Source organism: Microbulbifer guangxiensis (assembly GCF_021729075.1).
Taxonomy (GTDB): domain Bacteria; phylum Pseudomonadota; class Gammaproteobacteria; order Pseudomonadales; family Cellvibrionaceae; genus Microbulbifer; species Microbulbifer guangxiensis.
The window spans coordinates 35,862-53,031 of record NZ_JAJSAQ010000007.1; the positions used below are offsets into that span (position 1 = coordinate 35,862).

Sequence of the window (17,170 nt, forward strand, 5' to 3'; positions counted from 1 at the left end):
TAGCAATGGAGAATGTCATGCATCGCCTCACGGTAGAACTTGGGGAGCGTAGTTACCCGATCCTGATCGGGCAGGGGCTCCTCTCTGATTCGGGTAATCTGGCCCCCCATATCCGCGGCAAGCAGGTGATGGTGGTGAGCAATGAGACGGTCGCCCCCCTATATCTGTCCGCACTGATGAAGGGACTAGAGGGTTGTGGCCTGGAGCGGGTGGATCACATCGAACTCCCCGATGGTGAGGCGTTCAAGAACCTGGATACCCTCAACCGGATTTTCGACGCCTTGCTCGAGAAGCGTCACAACCGCAGCACAACGCTGATCGCACTGGGTGGCGGCGTAGTGGGGGATATGACCGGCTTTGCGGCAGCCAGTTACCAGCGCGGTGTCGACTTTATCCAGATTCCCACTACTTTGCTGTCACAGGTAGACTCCTCCGTCGGCGGCAAGACCGGGGTCAACCACCCGCTGGGCAAGAACATGATCGGTGCTTTTTACCAGCCGCGTCTGGTGCTGGCCGACATGGGTATCCTGTCGACTCTGCCGGAGCGGGAGTTCAGTGCCGGCGTGGCGGAGGTGATCAAGTACGGTCTGATCTGCGACGAACCGTTCTTTCCCTGGCTCGAGGACAATATCGACCAGCTGATGGCGCGGGACGAGGATGCGTTGGCGTATGCCGTTGAGCGTTCCTGCCGCGATAAGGCGAGAGTGGTGGCTGCCGATGAGCGGGAAGGTGGGCAGCGGGCGATTCTGAACTTTGGCCACACCTTCGGTCATGCGATCGAAGCAGTGCAGGGGTATGGACAATGGCTGCACGGCGAGGCGGTAGCTGCCGGCATGGTGATGGCCGCTGAGCTCTCCCACTTGCGCGGGGATATTTCAGGCGATGTGGTTGGCCGAATCCGGGCATTGCTCGGGCGGGCGCGGCTGCCGGTACGGGCGCCTGAAGGCATGACTACGACGCAGTTCCTCGAAGCCATGGCTGTGGATAAGAAAGTGATCGACGGTCGCCTGCGGCTGATATTGCTGGCGGAGCTCGGCCGCGCCGCAATCGTGGCGGACTGCAGTGCAGGGGATATTGAAAAGGCCCTCAGGCTCTGCGGCGCAGAGTGATCACTGCACTGCAATTTGATCGTGGCTGAGGACTATTTGACAAAGGGGGTCGAGAAAAGAAGATAAGTCGGTTTTTCGGTCTCAATCCAGAAGAATAGACTGCCGTTTCTTGCAATTCCAGGCCGGCGCCAGTAATATTGCGCGCCCCCCGCGAAAAAGCGCGGGTGCGGAGTCAGAATAAAACCAGAATAAAAAAAGCCCCTCTGCGGGCTTTTTTTGTCAGTGAGGCATGGTCGCGCGCTGCGTGACCGGCCCCGTGACGGGAGACGGGAATGCCGGCCGCTGCAATTGGTGGCCCGGGGACGCAGCCAGCGGGCTCTCCCTCTCCTTCTCAGCGCCGGGGCCCGATAAAACAACGATGAGGAATTCTATGGGTAGCGGTCTGTATCGGTTGGATGAGTTCAAGGACAACTGTGGTTTTGGCCTGATCGCACATTTGAAGGGACAGGTGAGCCACAAGCTGGTGCAAACCGCGATCGAATCGCTGACCTGCATGACACACCGCGGTGGTATTGCCGCGGACGGCAAGACCGGTGACGGCTGCGGCCTGTTGCTGCAGAAGCCGGATACCTTCCTGCGCGCCGAGGCCCGCGAGCAGTGCGGTGTCGAACTCACAGATCAATACGCAGTGGGCGTCATCATGTTGCCCCTGGACGAAGCGCAGGCCCAGGCCGCCCGCGATGTCCTCACCCGCGAACTCGAGACCCAAGGCATGCGTGTGGCCGGCTGGCGCACGGTGCCGACCAACCCTGACTGCCTGGGGCCCATTGCCCGCGAGTCCCTGCCCCGGTTCGAACACCTCCTGGTCAACGATGCCGAGCAACCGCTGGGCGAGGCCAGGTTCAATGCGCGTCTGTTCGTCGCACGACGCAAGGCTGAGCAGCAGCTGGCCGAAGGGGTCTACATCGCCAGCCTGTCCACCCAGGTGGTGTCATACAAGGGCCTGATGATGCCCGCGGACCTGCCGAAATTTTTCCCGGAGCTGGCCGACCCGCGCCTGGAAACGGCCATCTGTGTATTCCACCAGCGCTTTTCCACCAACACCATGCCCCGCTGGCCTCTGGCGCAGCCATTCCGCCTGTTGGCCCACAACGGCGAGATCAACACCATCACCGGTAACCGCAACTGGTCCGTGGCGCGCACGCCGAAATTTTCCAGTGCGCTGCTGCCGGAGCTGGCGGAGCTGGCCCCGCTGGTCAACCGCGAGGGCTCCGATTCTTCGAGCCTCGACAACATGCTGGAGATGCTGATCGCCGGCGGGATGGAACTGCACCGGGCAGTGCGCATGCTGGTGCCGCCGGCCTGGCAGAACGTAGAGAGCATGGATCCGGACCTGCGCGGTTTCTACGAGTACATCTCCATGCACATGGAACCCTGGGACGGCCCCGCAGGCCTGGTGATGACCGACGGCCGCTACGCCGTCTGTACCCTGGACCGCAATGGCCTGCGTCCATCCCGCTGGGTGATTACGAAGGACGACATCATCACTGTTGCCTCCGAGATCGGCGTTTACGATTACAAGCCTGAGGACGTGGTGGCGAAGGGCCGTCTCGGCCCGGGGCAGATGCTGTCGGTGGACACGCGCGAGGGCAAGCTCTACCACACCGCCGACATCGATAACATGCTCAAGGCGCGCCAGCCCTACAAGCGCTGGCTGAAGGACAAGGCCCGCCGCATCCGTTCCACCCTGGTCACCGCACCAGTGGACAACAATTTTTCCTATGAGCAGTTCAAGGTCTACCAGAAACTGTTCAGTTCCTCCCTGGAGGAGCGGGATTCCGTGGTGCGGCCGATGGCTGAAGCCGGCCAGGAAGCCGTCGGTTCCATGGGCGACGACACCCCGATGGCGGTACTGTCGCGACACAACCGTTCGATCTACGATTATTTCCGCCAGCAGTTTGCCCAGGTGACGAACCCACCCATCGACCCGCTGCGGGAAACCGTGGTCATGTCCCTCGAGACCTGCCTGGGGCGTGAGAAATCGGTGTTCGAGGAAACGCCGGAACACGCCGACCGGGTGATCCTGTCGTCGCCGGTGTTGTCCCATATGAAGTACACGGCGCTGCTGGAGCTGGATCGCCCCGGCTTCGAGTCGAAGATCTTCGACCTCAATTACGATCCCGCCCAGCTGGACCTGGAGGCGGCGATCCGCAAGCTCTGTGCGGATGTGGAAGCGGCGGTCCGTGCCGGCACAGTGCTGGTGGTGCTGTCCGATCGCGACATTCAGCCGGACAAGCTGCCCATCGATGCGCTGCTGGCCACCGGTGCCGTGCACCACCACCTGGTCCATGCCGGCCTGCGCTGCGACTCCAATGTGATCGTCGATACCGCCAGCGCCCGCGATGCGCACCAGCTTGCGTGCCTGGTGGGTGTTGGCGCGACGGCGGTACACCCCTATTTCTCCTACAGCATCATCAACCACCTGATCGATACCGGTGAGTTGCTGCTGGATGCCGCGGAGGCGCAGAAGAATTATCGCAATGGCATCATCAAGGGGTTGCTGAAGATCCTGTCGAAGATGGGTATCTCCACGGTGGCTTCCTACCGGGGCGCGTTGCTGTTCGAACTCGTCGGCCTGTCCCGCGAAGTGGTCGACCTGTGTTTCCCCGGGGCCCCGACCCGTATCCAGGGCGCTGGCTTCGCCGACCTGCAGGTGGATACCGCCAGGCGCGCAGAGATCGCCTGGAAGCCGCGCAAACCGGTCTCCCCGGGCGGCCTGCACAAGTATGTGCACGGCCAGGAGTACCACGCGTTCAACCCGGACGTGGTCATGACCCTGCAGCAGGCGGTACGCACGGGGGACTACGCCACATGGCGCGATTACGCTGAGCTGGTCAACCAGCGCCCGGTGGCCACCCTGCGGGACCTGCTCGGTTTCCGCGAGGACCTGCAGCCGATTGCCATCGATGAGGTGGAGCTGGCGGAAAACATCCTGCGCCGCTTCGACTCCGCTGCCATGTCCCTCGGTGCCCTGTCACCGGAGGCCCACGAATCCCTGGCGCAGGCCATGAACCGCCTCGGCGGCCGCTCAAACAGCGGTGAGGGCGGTGAGGACCCGGCGCGCTTCGGTACCGACAAGGTATCCAAAATCAAGCAGGTGGCCTCCGGTCGCTTTGGCGTGACCCCCCATTACCTGGTGAATGCCGAAGTGCTGCAGATCAAGGTCGCCCAGGGCGCCAAGCCCGGTGAGGGTGGCCAGCTGCCCGGCGGCAAGGTCAATGAACTGATCGCGCGGCTGCGCTATTCGGTGCCCGGCGTCACCCTGATCTCACCACCGCCGCACCACGATATCTATTCCATCGAGGACCTTGCCCAGCTGATCTTCGACCTGAAGCAGGTCAACCCTGATGCACTGGTTTCGGTGAAGCTGGTTTCCCGCCCTGGTGTCGGCACCATCGCTGCCGGTGTGGCCAAGGCCTACGCGGACCTGATCACCATCTCCGGTTACGATGGCGGCACCGCGGCGAGCCCGATTACCTCCATCCGCTATGCCGGTTCCCCCTGGGAGCTGGGCCTGGCGGAAACACACCAGACCCTGCGTGCCAACGACCTCCGCGACAAGGTGCGGGTGCAGACTGATGGCGGGCTCAAGTCCGGCCTCGACGTGGTCAAGGCCGCGATCCTCGGTGCCGAGAGCTTTGGCTTCGGCACCGCGCCCATGGTGGCGCTGGGTTGTAAATACCTGCGCATCTGCCACCTGAACAACTGTGCCACCGGTGTCGCCACCCAGAACCGGGACCTGCGTGATGACCATTACATCGGCACTGCCGAGATGGCGATGAACTTCTTCCGCTTCGTCGCTGAGGAGACCCGCGAGTGGATGGCGCGGCTCGGTGTACGCAGCCTTGAGGAACTGGTGGGGCGTGTGGACCTGCTGCAGGTACTGGAAGGCCAGACCGACAAGCAGAAAAAACTCGACCTGTCGCCGCTGCTGCACACCGATGAATTGCTGGCTGCGAAACCGCAGACCTGTCAGCAGCCGAAAAATACCCCCTGGGATAAAGGCGAATTGGCGGAGCGCATGGTGGCGGACATGCTGCCAGCGATCGAAAATCGCGCTGGTGGTGAATACCAGTACACCGTCACCAACTGTGACCGCTCCATCGGGGCCCGGCTGTCCGGTGAGATCGCAAAGCGCCATGGCAACCAGGGCATGGTGGACGCGCCGCTGAAGCTGCGCCTGACCGGGGTCGCTGGCCAGTCTTTCGGGGTCTGGAATGCCGGTGGCCTGGAAATGTACCTGGATGGTGATGCCAACGACTATGTGGGCAAGGGCATGGCCGGCGGCAAGCTGGTCATCCGCCCGCCGGCGGGCAGCAGTTTTGCCTCCCAGGAAACCAGCATCGTCGGTAATACCTGCCTGTACGGCGCTACCGGCGGCAAGCTCTTCGCCGCCGGTCGCGCCGGTGAGCGCTTCGCCGTGCGCAACTCCGGTGCCTTCGCCGTGGTTGAGGGGGCCGGCGACCACTGCTGTGAATACATGACCGGCGGTATGGTGGCGGTGCTCGGCAAGACCGGTTTCAACTTCGGCGCCGGTATGACCGGTGGCTTCGCCTATGTGCTGGACCTGGAACGGGACTTCTTCGACAAGTGCAACCACGAGCTGATCGAACTGCGCCGCATCAGCAGTGAGACCCTCGAGCCGCACCAGAGCCATCTGCGCGAGGTGATCGAGGAGTATGTTGCCGAGACAGGCAGTGAATGGGGCGAGGAGTTGCTGGACAACTTCGACGATTACCTCAGCCGTTTCTGGCTGGTGAAACCCAAGGCGGCGAGCCTCGCCGGCCTGCTATCCGATGTGCGCAAGCGTGGCGAGTAAGGGGGTACGACAATGACTCAGCGACTGAACAATGACTTCCAGTTTGTCGATGTGGGCCGGATCGATCCCGCCAAGAAAGACATCATTACGCGCACCAACGAGTTCGAGGAGATCTACCATCCGTTCAGTGAGCGGCAGGTAGCCAGCCAGGCCCACCGCTGCCTGGACTGCGGCAATCCCTACTGCGAGTGGAAGTGCCCGGTACACAACTACATTCCCAACTGGCTTCGCCTGATCTCAGACGGCAATATCATGGAGGCAGCGGAACTCTGCCACCAGACCAACACCTTGCCGGAAGTCTGCGGGCGCGTTTGCCCGCAGGATCGCCTGTGTGAGGGAGCCTGTACCCTGAATGACGGCTTTGGTGCGGTGACCATCGGCAGCGCGGAAAAGTACATCACCGATACCGCCTTTGCCCTCGGCTGGCGTCCCGACCTGAGCCATGTCGTGAAGACTGACAAGCGCGTGGCGGTGATCGGTGCCGGCCCTGCGGGGCTCGGCTGTGCCGACGTGCTGATCCGCAATGGCGTACAGCCGGTGGTGTTCGACAAGTACCCCGAGATCGGTGGACTGCTCACCTTTGGCATTCCCGAGTTCAAGCTCGAAAAACGCGTGATGCAACAGCGCCGTGAGATTTTCACGGACATGGGTATCGAGTTCTGCCTCAATACGGAGGTGGGCAAGGACATCAGTTTCGAGGAGCTGGTGCGGGATTACGACGCGGTGTTCATGGGAATGGGCACCTACAGCTACATGAAGGGTGGCTTCCCCGGGGAAGACCTGCCCGGCGTGCACGATGCGTTACCGTTCCTGGTGGCCAACGTGAACCGCAACATGGGCTGGGAAAACAACCCGGAGGAATTCATCTCCGTGGAAGGCAAGCGCGTCGTGGTTCTGGGTGGGGGTGATACCGCCATGGACTGCAACCGCACCTCTATTCGTCAGGGGGCACGCAGCGTGACCTGCGCCTACCGGCGCGATGAGGAAAACATGCCGGGTTCCCGCCGCGAAGTGGCAAACGCCAAGGAAGAGGGCGTGCGTTTCCTGTTCAACCGCCAGCCGGTGGAAATCGTCGGTGACGGCAAGGTAACCGGGGTGAAGGTAGTGACCACCGAGTTGGGGGAGCCGGACGAAAATGGCCGCCGCCGTCCGCAGGTGGTGGCTGGCTCCGAGGAAATCATCCCCGCGGACCTGGTGCTGGTGGCCTTCGGTTTCCGCCCGAATCCGGCGGACTGGTTCTCTGACCACGACATCGAGATCGCCGACTGGGGCGGTGTAGTGGCCGCCGAGGAACAACGCTACAAGTTCCAGACCAGCAACGAGAAGGTCTTTGCCGGCGGCGATATGGTACGTGGCTCCGACCTGGTGGTAACGGCGATCTGGGAAGGGCGCCAGGCCGCCGAGGGGATCCTCGACTATCTGGACGTCTGAATCGGCTTTAGCCGAATGAAAAAAGGGAGCTTTGTCCCCTCGGTGCCTTGATAAATCCCGCCATCCCTCCATGCAGGTCTGGCGGTGACATAGCACCAGGCCCCGCATTGCGAAAACGTATGAATACATCCATGTAGCTCCGTCGGGTACGTCCTGTACCCGACGGTTTCGCAATGCGGGGTCTCACACTCTGTCTAAATCCCCGCCTACCGGACTTTGTCACTAGCCGAGGGGGCATAGCCCCCTTTTGCATATTCGTGGATCGGCCGATTCCGGTTACATAAATCCGAGCAGGATAAAGCCCGCGCTGGCCAGAGCCGCGGCGATCAGTGCGTAGGGCAACTGGGTCAACGCATGGCTCATCACCGAGCAACCGCTGCCCTGGGCCGCGAGCACAGTCGCATCGCCATAGAAGCAGGCATGGCTGCCGAAGGCACTGGCTGAAAGCAGAGCGCCGATGGCCAGCGGCAGCGGGCAGCCCACTGCCTCTGCCAGCGGAATCACGATCGGGATGGTGATCGCGAACACGCCCCAGGACGAGCCGGTGGCAAAGGAAACCAGTGCCATCGACAGGAACGCCACCAGTGGCAGCCACTGGGCTGTCATCAGGGGTTCGACTGTGGCAATCACGTATTGCGGCATGCCGAGGCTGTCGTTCACTGCCTTGAACATGAATGCCGCCACCACGATCGACAGCGGCGCGATCATGGTTTTGAAGCCCTCCAGGATGGTGTCGAACATATCCCCCCAGGCAATGACCCCTTGCAGGCCCAGCAGCGGGATGGTGATGGCGAGGGCGGCGATCACCCCTTTCAGCACATCGATATCGTAAATCCAGCTGAACACCAGCAAGCTGACAATGGGAATGACGAAGTTCCATACATGGTGCTTGCGTCTGACCGCCGCCGCACCCACGGACACCGGCACCAGTTCCGCAGGCTCTTTCGGTGGCGGCGCCGTCGCGGCCTGGGCCTCGGCCTTTTTCATCGGGCCGATCAGCGGCACCCGTCCGGTCGCGACCAGCGGCACCAGCAGCAGCGCCAGCCAGGAATAGAGCATGAAGGGAATGGCGCTGATATAGAGGCTCATGCCGGCGCCGGCCTCGGCAATGTCAGAGCTCTCCAGGATGCCGGAGAAATACACTGCCCAGGTGGAGATCGGTACCAGGAAACAGGCCGGTGCGGCAGTGGAGTCCGCCACATAGGCGAGCATCTGTCGCGAAACCCTGAACTTGTCCGTGACCTTTTTCATCGACGAACTGACGGCAAGCGCGTTCAGGTAGTCATCGATGAAAATGACCAGCCCCAGGAACCAGGTGCTGAGCAGGGCCTTCGAGCGGGTGTTCGCTTTCGCCGCGAGTGCCTCGGCAAAGGCGGTGGCGCCGCCGGCGCGGATCAACAATGCGATCAGGCTGCCAAACAGACCGCACACCAAGATGATCCAGCCGATTGTCTCGTCCATCATCACTGACAGGGCCGTATCGGCCAGTGGCCCCATGATGTTGCGGGGATTGAGCATGGCGAGTGCCACGATGACCCCGGTGAAGAGTGCGATGATCGGGCGTCGGGTCACGACCGCGGTGGCGACGACCACGGCAGTGGGAAAAAGGCTCAGGGATCCGTAAGTCTCCATCGGAATACTCGGTTTCTCGGCGGGACAGTACCGCCAGGTTTTATTGACAACACGAAACCGAGCCCCCGGGTGGCATCGGTCCGCTGCGCGTTTGGCACGGAGTGGGTGCCCTCCCTCGCACTGCTGCGCCCGGCCTGAGGCCGGGCGCGACCCGTCAGAACTGCATGGTGAAGTCCAGCCCGACGGTACGGGGCTTCGCCGGCCACACCTGGGCATTCACCAGGCTATAGCGCCACTGGTTGTTGATGTCAGCGTTGGCCCAGCCTCGCTCGAAATGCTGTTCGTCGAGCAGGTTTTCCACCCACAGGGTGGCGGTCCAGTCCGAGTTGGAGAGGTAGCCCAGGCGGAGGTAGCTTTCCTGTCAGGCTTTTTGCGCCACCTTCTCGATGTTGTCAATATCGCTGTACTGCTTCGCCTGGCCAATCTGCTCGAGGCTGAGCAGCAGTTCACCGGACTGCAGCGGGTGGCGATAGCTGGCAATGAAGGCAGTGCTCAGTTTTGGTGAGAACAGCAGAAATCGCTGCGGCCCAGATTGGAGATAATGACCGCCATCGATCGATGCCAGGCGGCGAGCGCGGGGGTGCACCCACTGCGTTTGAGATTGTTTTTCATTAGGTGACAAGCGGTAAGGCCGGGCAGCCGGCGCGTCAATCATCGATTTTGCCGCACTTTTGCCGCGCTACAGCGATCTCCTGTCCAGTCCTGTTTTCCCCCGCAGCTCCCCGCTACAATAGCCGCCTTTTTAACCAGCCCCGTGGTAGTCATGTCCGAAGCCAAGCCCTCCGAACTGAAGAATGATCGTTTCCTGCGCGCCCTGCTGCGCCAGCCCGTCGACCGGACCCCGGTGTGGATGATGCGCCAGGCCGGGCGCTATCTGCCGGAATATCGCGCGGCCAGATCCCAGGCCGGAAGCTTTATGGACCTGTGCCGCAACACCGAGCTGGCCTGCGAGGTGACCCTGCAGCCGCTGGAGCGTTATCCCCTCGATGCTGCCATTCTGTTTTCCGACATCCTCACCATCCCCGACGCCATGGGGCTGGGTCTCTACTTCGAGGAGGGCGAGGGACCGAAATTCCGCAAACCCGTGCGCACCGAAGCGGATATCCGTCGCCTTGAGGTGGTGAACAGCGAGTCCGACCTGGACTACGTCATGAACGCGGTTCGTACCATACGCCGTGAATTGAATGGGCGGGTGCCGCTGATCGGTTTCTCCGGCAGTCCGTGGACGCTGGCGACCTATATGGTGGAAGGCGGTTCGAGCCGCGACTTCGCCCGCTGTAAGGAGATGCTCTACAGCCGCCCCGAACTGATGCACCAGCTGCTGTCGGTCCTGGCAGATTCGGTCGTGGACTACCTGAATGCGCAGATCCGTGCCGGTGCCCAGGCGGTGCAGATCTTCGATACCTGGGGCGGTGCCCTGAGCCACAGTGCCTATCGCGAGTTCTCCCTGCACTATATGGAGCGCATCGTGGCCGGGCTGATCAAGGAGCGGGACGGGCGGCCGGTGCCGAGCATTCTCTTCACGAAAGGCGGTGGCCAGTGGCTGGAGGCCATGGCAGAGAGTGGCGCCTCGGCGCTGGGGCTGGACTGGACCACGGATATCGGCGCGGCCCGCGCGCGGGTGGGCGACCGGGTGGCGCTGCAGGGCAACCTGGACCCCGCCATTCTCTATGCCACTCCCGAGCGCATCCGTGAGGAGGTGGCTGCCATCCTGGCCGGCTTCGGCCAGGGTAGCGGACATGTATTCAACCTGGGGCACGGCATCACGCCAAAAGTCGACCCGGAGCATGCCGGCGCCATGATCGAGGCAGTGCACGAACTCTCTCCGAAGTACCACCTTTGAGAGACTATCCATCCTTCCGCGAGGATTGAGTTGACAGCAATGTGATGCTCGTCACAAATACAGTGTGCGCCAGGCGTTAGACTTTGTGTCTAATGCCCTGCCAGCCGTGGTATAAATGCGCGTTGGCTTGCGGCTTCCCCGCCGCCAGCCTGTGCCCACTGATCGATAATCAACAACAAAGCAGTTTCCAGCGTGGCGATTGAACAAGCGAAAGTCTATGTAGAAGACCTGCAGCGCGGCATGTTTGTGTCGCGTCTCGATCGCCCATGGACGCGCACGCCCTTTGCTTTGCAGGGCTTCTACATCCGCGATCTCGAGGAGATCCGCCAGCTGCAGAAGTACTGCCGCTACGTCTACGTGGATGTCATCAAGACGGTCGGTGATGTCGGTGTCAAACTGCGTCGCATGACCCGCTCCGCTGCTGCTGTGGAAAATCCCCGGACTGTGCGGGTCTCCCGTGGTCCTGCTACCCCGGCACTGATTCCCTGTCGCCCGGTGCAGGTACGCCGCGATGCGTACCCCGAGCCGGTGCCCGTTCGCAGGGAGTCCCCCAAAGCTGAAAAGCTCTACCGCGAGATTGCCGAGGGCATGGCGGGTGTCATGTCCCATGTGGGTGAGCAGGCGGAGCTCCCACTGCGCAAGGTGCAGGGGGCAATGGAGCAGCTGGTGGACAGCATGCTACGCAGCCCCGACGCCTCTGCCTGGCTGGCACGCATCCAGGAGAAGGATGAGCACACCTACCGGCATTCGATTCGTGCGAGCATCTGGGCGGTGCTGTTCGGTCGCCATATCGGTCTGCGGCGCCTGGACCTGATCCGCCTGGGCCTGGCAACGCTGCTGAAAGATGTGGGCAAGCTGCAACTGGAAGATGAGGTCCTGCAGGCCGTCAATCGCAGCCCGCGGCAGGAGCTGGAGTACCGAAAGTTTGTCGGTTACAGCGTCGAGTTACTGGCCAGGGAACCGCAGCTGGACCCGGAAGTGGTGAGGATCGTGCAGTGTCATCGTGAGCGACACGATGGCAGCGGCTATCCTGCCGGCTTGCGCGGAGAAAAGATCCCGGTGCTGGCGCGGATATGTGGCATTGTCACTTTCTATGACGAAGCCACTAACCCCCGTGGGGCCAGTTTCCCGGTGGCGCCATCCCGGGCGGTGGCCGATCTCTACGATCTTCGCGGTATCTGTTATCAGGAGCAGCTGGTGGTGGAGTTTATCCAGGCCATCGGTCTCTATCCCACCGGAACCCAGGTGGAGCTCTCCACCGGTGAAGTGGCAGTGGTGCTGGAGCAGACCTATCAGCGCCGGCTCAAACCAAAGGTGATGGTGGTGCTGGATCGCGACAAAAAGCGCCTGCCGGAGCCGCGCCTGCTGGATCTGGCTGCCGACGACGACCGCAAGGAGCGGTTGATCGAGCGCGGCAAGCTGGGGCGCGGCGACAAGATTGCGATCGTGAAGGACCTCGAGCCGAGCCGGTTCCCCGAGGTGGACGTGGCTGCCGTGCGCGACGCCTATCTGTTCAGCCGCAAGCGCCTGCCGAGTTTCCTCTCCAGGGTGATCGGCCGCTAGGCGATCGCCCGGTTCCGATGGGCGGCTCTACTGCAGAGCCGCCATTCCACCCTGTCAGGCGTCCGCCTGGGCGATGTCCCCGAAGTGTTCACCCATCCTGACCGGGCTCTCCGCAGCCAGTGACTCCAGCCATTTCACCCGGTCGGCGCCGAACAGCAGGATCACCGTGGAGCCGAGCTTGAAGCGGCCCATTTCCTCACCCTTTTTCAGTGTGATTGGCTTGCTGTCACCGTAGTGGGTGGTGCGGATGCGGCGCTTGTGCGGCGTTACCAGGCCTGCCCAGACCGTCTCGATGCTGGCAACAATCATTGCGCCTACAAGGACCATGGCCATGGGGCCGGCGGGGGTGTCGAACAGGCAAACCACGCGCTCATTGCGGGCGAATAAGCGGGGGACCTGCTCGGTGGTGACCTGGTTCACCGAGAACAGCTGGCCCGGGACGTGCACCATGCTGCGCAATACACCGTCCACCGGCATGTGGACGCGGTGGTAATCCTTCGGCGACAGGTACACGGTGGCAAACTCACCGCCGGTGAACTGGGCAGCCAGTTGCGGGTCCCCGCCCACCAGTTCCAGCAGGCTGTAGTCCTGGCCCTTGGCCTGGAAGATGCGGCCGTTGTGGATCTCTCCCAGCTGGCTGACATGCCCGTCCGCGGGGCATGCGAGCGCAGTGGTCCCCTCGGTGATGGGGCGGGCACCGTCCACCAGCGCGCGGGTGAAGAAATCGTTGAAGTTGGCGTAGGCGGTGTAGTCCGATTCCTGCGCTTCGCTCATGTCGACGCCGTACTTGTTCACGAACCATCCGGTGAAGCGGTCCTTGATCCAGGGGGCACGGGTCTCTGCCAGCCACCCGGCCGCACGGGACAGCGTGTGTTGCGGGGTCAGGTACTGCAGTGTGGCAAATAACTTTGGATTCATAAAAAGCTCAAAAAAATTACTGTTCGGTAGGGGTGTCGGGCAGGTTGCCCCATTCGCTCCAGGAGCCGGGGTAGGCGCAGATATCGAAGCCCAGGGACCTGCCCACCAGCCAGGTAAAGCCGGACCGATGGTGGCTCTGGCAATGGGTGACGATACGCTGGCCCTTTTCGAGGCCGAGACGCGCGAGGAATTCGCCTGCGTCCTCACGAATGCGCAGGTCCCGCTGCGGGTCCATCAATTGGGTCCACTCGCAATTGATGGCACCCGGTATATGGCCGCCCTTCATCGCCAGCACTTTTTCGCCGCGGTATTCCTGTGGCGAGCGGGCATCCCAGACCCGGAACCGGCTGTCGCCAAGCTGTTGCTGGATTTCTTCCGCCTCCATCAGCGGGGCTTGATCAATCTCGATGTCGATCTCGCTGGGGCGTATGACCGGCAGCTCAGTGGTCAGCGGCAGGGCGGCGGCGCGCCAGGCATGCATGCCGCCGTTCAGGTAGCTGTAATTGTGGTGACCGATGACCTCAAGTGTCCACAGAAAACGCCCAGCCCAGCCGCCGCCCTCGTCATCAAAGGCTACTACGTGATGCTCCGGCCGCAGGCCGATGCTGCGGAAAACCTCGGTCAGTCGGTCCCTGTTGGGCAGCTTGCCAGGTGCCGGGGGCGTGCCCGCCATCAGGGCCTGGAAGGGCAGGTGGATCGCGCCGGGAATATGCCCGCTCTGGTAGTTGGCGGGCGTGCTGAGATCCACCAGCAGCAGGTCCTCGCGTTCGAGTTGCGTGGCCAGTTGTTCTGGTTCAACGATCAAGGGCAGTGATGGTGACAAGAGGCTCTCCCTGTTCCCGTGGTCGGTAATTGCTCACTCTTCCTGCAGGCTGTTGCGCAGGTGGAGGAAGCTGTTCATGCGCCGCTCGCTGATGTCGCCGCGGGCCAGCGCTTCGTTGATGGCACAGCCGGGCTCACCCTGGTGGCGGCAGTCGCGGAAGCGGCAGTGGCCAATAAACGGGCGAAACTCGACGAAGCCCTCCAGCAGTGCCTGCTCGCTCATATGCCAGAGCCCGAACTCGCGGATGCCGGGCGAGTCTATCAGATCGCCGCCGGTGGGCAGGTGGAAGAGTTCCGCGGCGGTAGTGGTGTGGGTGCCCTTCTGGGTTGCCTCCGACAGCGCGCCGGTACGAGCGCCGGCCTCGGGCAGGAGGGCATTGACCAGTGAGGACTTGCCGACGCCGGACTGGCCGACGAATACGCTGGTACCTTCGGCGAGGGTGGCCAGCAGTCCCTCGAGACCCTCACCCGTCTTGGTCGACAGTCGCAGCACCGGATAGCCGAGGTCCGGGTAGGGGGCAAGCAGGTCCTCCAGGTGTTCCCGGTTGCCATCATCGATCAGGTCAATCTTGTTGAGCAGGAGCAGGGGGGCGATACCGGTGGTCTCGGCGGCGACCAGGTAGCGATCGATGGCGTTGGCGAAGGGCTCAGGCCTGGGGGCGATGACGATCACGATGCGGTCGATGTTGGCTGCGACAGTTTTCAGGTCGCCGTAGCGGTCCGGCCGCTGTAACTCCGAATGGCGTGCCAGGCGCGCACCCACCACGCCGAGGCCGCCGGTGCGCTCGCTGACCGCAGGGCGCCAGGCGACGCGGTCGCCGGTCACCAGGGTCTCGATATTGGCCCGCACGTGGCAGCGCTGGCGCAGCGCTGTGTCCCCGGTGCTTTCCCCGCTGCTCTCTCCAGAGCTTGCCGCAATGCTTTCCACCAGCACCTGGGTGCCGTAGTTGGCGATCACCAACCCGGTCTGTTCGGGCCCAAGGTCCGTCTCATCCAGAGCCTCTTCCGCGCTCTCCGCCCGTTTGCGCGCGCGGGCCTCTCGCTCTTCCTGGATCTTGGCGATTCGCCACTGCTGGCGGCGGCTGAGTTTGCGCTTGCTCATCGGCGGGTCTGTTGCACCGTGCCGGCTCCCGGTTAAGTTCGCGCGGATTATAGCTTGGGGGGCGGCCGCAGGCGTCGTTTTTCACGCTTTGCCGCTTCCGGTTCGCCGTGCGGTCGGCTGCGCTTTGCTTCGCCGGGGCTTTGCGCTACCGTTCCCCGCAGGAAACAGGAGGCCGCGCGTGGATCAGAACAACCTTATCTGGATCGATCTGGAGATGACCGGGCTGGACCCGGAGAGGGAGCGCATCATCGAGATCGCCACCATCATTACCGATTCCCGCCTCAATCTCCTCGCTGAGGGGCCCGCGATCGCGATTCACCAGAGTGACGCGCTGCTGGCGGCCATGGACGACTGGAACACCGAGCAACACGGTGGCTCGGGGCTGGTGAAGCGGGTACGGGAGTCCCGGGTTACCGAGCGCGAGGCGGAGCGGGAGACGCTGGAGTTCCTGCGCCAGTGGGTGCCTGAAGGGGCCTCCCCCATGTGTGGTAACTCCATCGGCCAGGATCGCCGTTTCCTGGTCAAGTACATGCCGCAGCTGGAAAGCTATTTCCACTACCGCAACCTGGATGTGAGCTCTGTCAAGGAGCTGGCCCGCCGCTGGCGGCCGGATGTGCTGGAGGGCGTCAAGAAGCACAGCAACCATCTGGCCATGGATGATATCCGCGACAGCATCGAAGAGCTCAAGCATTACCGCGAATACTTTTTTCGCCTTTAGGCGATCAGCGCTCTGCCTGCGTCCTGCGGATCTTGCGCCGGCGCCGGCGTCCGCTGCGCAGGCGCGCCAGTGCCCATTGAATGTGCTCCGCCACCAGCGGTGAGGCTCCCGGCAAGGCGGATTCCAGCGTTTCGATCGCCGCCGCCGTCGCCTCGCCATTGCCAATGGCCACCGCCAGGTTGCGCTGCCAGCGCTCGAAGCCGATACGGCGGATCGCCGACCCGGCTGTGCGCTCGAGGTACTCCTCCTCAGTCCAGCGGAACAGCGCCAGCAGGTCGCCGTCGGCGAGGCCGTGACGCGGGTGGAAGTCCTTTTCTGCCGTGGGCCGTGCAAAACGGTTCCACGGGCAGATGATCTGGCAGTCGTCACAGCCGAACACCCGGTTGCCCATGGGCTCGCGGAACTCTTCCGGTATTGGCCCCGGGTTCTCGATGGTGAGGTAGGAGATGCAGCGCCGGGCATCGAGCTGATAGGGGCCGACGAAGGCATCCGTCGGGCAGACCTTGAGGCAGGCCGTGCAGTCGCCGCACTGGTTGGGTTCGTCGCTTTCGTCCACAGGCAGGGGCAGGGAAGTAAACAGCTCGCCGAGGAAAAACCACGAGCCGGCACCACTGTTGATCACCATGCAGTTCTTGCCGATCCAGCCGAGACCGGCCTTCTGGGCCAGCGCACGCTCCATGACCGGAGCGCTGTCGGTGAATGCCCGCCCGGAGACCTCGATGCCGCGCTCCGCGCAGAAGCCCTGGATCCGCTCACCCAGTTGCGCCAGCCGCTTGCGAATCAGCTTGTGGTAGTCGCGACCGGTGGCATAGCGGGATACGTAGGCTTTGGCGGGATCCTTGAGGATGCGCACCGGCTCGGTATCCGGCGGCAGGTAGTCGAGGCGGGCGCTGATGACCCTCAGGGTGCCCGGTTCGAGGTTCTCCGGTCGCCAGCGCTTGTCACCGTGGGCCGCCATCCAGTCCATGTCCCCGTGGTGCCCGGCGTCCAGCCAGGCGCGCAGGCGCGCGGCGTCCTCCGTCAGCTCGCAGTCGGTGATGCCGATCTGTTGAAAGCCGAGCTCGCGACCCCACTGCCTGATGAGATCGGCCAGCTCGGCGAGGGCTGCCCGGTTCATGGACTCTCTCGCAGTGTGAAACAATTCGCGCGCCGTAACGGTATACTTTGCCGCGCATTGTGGCCCGGAAGCGGACACAGTCGGCTATTTTGCCAC

At 62.9% G+C, this 17,170-nt stretch carries 13 protein-coding genes; 6 read left to right on the top strand and 7 right to left on the bottom strand.

The features are described from left to right. The first annotated feature begins 17 nt into the window (after window positions 1-17). From aroB to LVD12_RS14635, 3 genes are all read left to right on the top strand, one after another. Window positions 18-1,109, top strand: coding sequence for a 3-dehydroquinate synthase (gene aroB / locus LVD12_RS14625; RefSeq protein WP_237068469.1), 1,092 nt, complete (start codon window positions 18-20; stop codon window positions 1,107-1,109). Between the two features lie 370 nt (window positions 1,110-1,479). After that, window positions 1,480-5,928: a glutamate synthase large subunit gene (gene gltB, locus LVD12_RS14630; protein WP_237068470.1), complete on the top strand. Its 4,449-nt coding sequence runs from the start codon at window positions 1,480-1,482 to the stop codon at window positions 5,926-5,928. A gap of 12 nt (window positions 5,929-5,940) precedes the next feature. Further along, window positions 5,941-7,359, top strand: coding sequence for an FAD-dependent oxidoreductase (locus LVD12_RS14635; protein WP_237068471.1), 1,419 nt, complete (start codon window positions 5,941-5,943; stop codon window positions 7,357-7,359). A 276-nt stretch (window positions 7,360-7,635) separates the two neighbouring features. Here the strand turns inward: LVD12_RS14635 and LVD12_RS14640 are convergent, their stop codons facing one another. From LVD12_RS14640 to LVD12_RS14650, 3 genes are all read right to left on the bottom strand, one after another. Then, window positions 7,636-8,991: a Na+/H+ antiporter NhaC family protein gene (locus LVD12_RS14640; RefSeq protein WP_237068472.1), complete on the bottom strand. Its 1,356-nt coding sequence runs from the start codon at window positions 8,989-8,991 to the stop codon at window positions 7,636-7,638. 154 nt (window positions 8,992-9,145) lie between these two features. Beyond that, window positions 9,146-9,292 (bottom strand): hypothetical protein, encoded by a 147-nt coding sequence (locus LVD12_RS14645; protein ID WP_237068473.1) that lies wholly within the window; start codon window positions 9,290-9,292, stop codon window positions 9,146-9,148. 60 nt (window positions 9,293-9,352) lie between these two features. Next, complete coding sequence (locus LVD12_RS14650) at window positions 9,353-9,646, bottom strand: hypothetical protein (RefSeq protein ID WP_237068474.1); 294 nt, start codon at window positions 9,644-9,646, stop codon at window positions 9,353-9,355. A gap of 108 nt (window positions 9,647-9,754) precedes the next feature. On the opposite strand from LVD12_RS14650, the gene hemE reads away from it, so the two are divergent. Further along, entirely contained in the window at window positions 9,755-10,834 is a 1,080-nt protein-coding gene (gene hemE, locus LVD12_RS14655; protein ID WP_237068475.1) for a uroporphyrinogen decarboxylase, read from the top strand. A 192-nt stretch (window positions 10,835-11,026) separates the two neighbouring features. Next, window positions 11,027-12,397, top strand: coding sequence for an HD-GYP domain-containing protein (locus LVD12_RS16305; RefSeq protein ID WP_237068476.1), 1,371 nt, complete (start codon window positions 11,027-11,029; stop codon window positions 12,395-12,397). A gap of 54 nt (window positions 12,398-12,451) precedes the next feature. On the opposite strand, the gene asd is transcribed toward LVD12_RS16305, so the two are convergent. Genes asd through rsgA form a run of 3 tightly spaced genes read right to left on the bottom strand, consistent with a single transcriptional unit; the run spans window position 12,452 to window position 15,239 of the window. Then, the gene (gene asd, locus LVD12_RS14665) at window positions 12,452-13,315 is read right to left on the bottom strand and encodes an archaetidylserine decarboxylase (RefSeq protein WP_237068477.1); all 864 of its coding nucleotides are present in this window, start codon (window positions 13,313-13,315) and stop codon (window positions 12,452-12,454) included. Between the two features lie 16 nt (window positions 13,316-13,331). Continuing rightward, window positions 13,332-14,138 (bottom strand): sulfurtransferase, encoded by an 807-nt coding sequence (locus tag LVD12_RS14670; RefSeq protein WP_439651349.1) that lies wholly within the window; start codon window positions 14,136-14,138, stop codon window positions 13,332-13,334. A 33-nt stretch (window positions 14,139-14,171) separates the two neighbouring features. Further along, window positions 14,172-15,239, bottom strand: coding sequence for a small ribosomal subunit biogenesis GTPase RsgA (rsgA, locus tag LVD12_RS14675; protein ID WP_237068478.1), 1,068 nt, complete (start codon window positions 15,237-15,239; stop codon window positions 14,172-14,174). Window positions 15,240-15,417: 178 nt separating this feature from the next. On the opposite strand from rsgA, the gene orn reads away from it, so the two are divergent. Beyond that, complete coding sequence (gene orn, locus LVD12_RS14680; RefSeq protein ID WP_369413395.1) at window positions 15,418-15,957, top strand: oligoribonuclease; 540 nt, start codon at window positions 15,418-15,420, stop codon at window positions 15,955-15,957. A 4-nt stretch (window positions 15,958-15,961) separates the two neighbouring features. Here the strand turns inward: orn and queG are convergent, their stop codons facing one another. Then, window positions 15,962-17,074 carry a tRNA epoxyqueuosine(34) reductase QueG gene (gene queG / locus LVD12_RS14685; protein ID WP_237068479.1) on the bottom strand — a complete coding sequence of 371 codons (1,113 nt, stop codon included), beginning with the start codon at window positions 17,072-17,074 and terminating at the stop codon, window positions 15,962-15,964. Window positions 17,075-17,170: the final 96 nt, after the last annotated feature.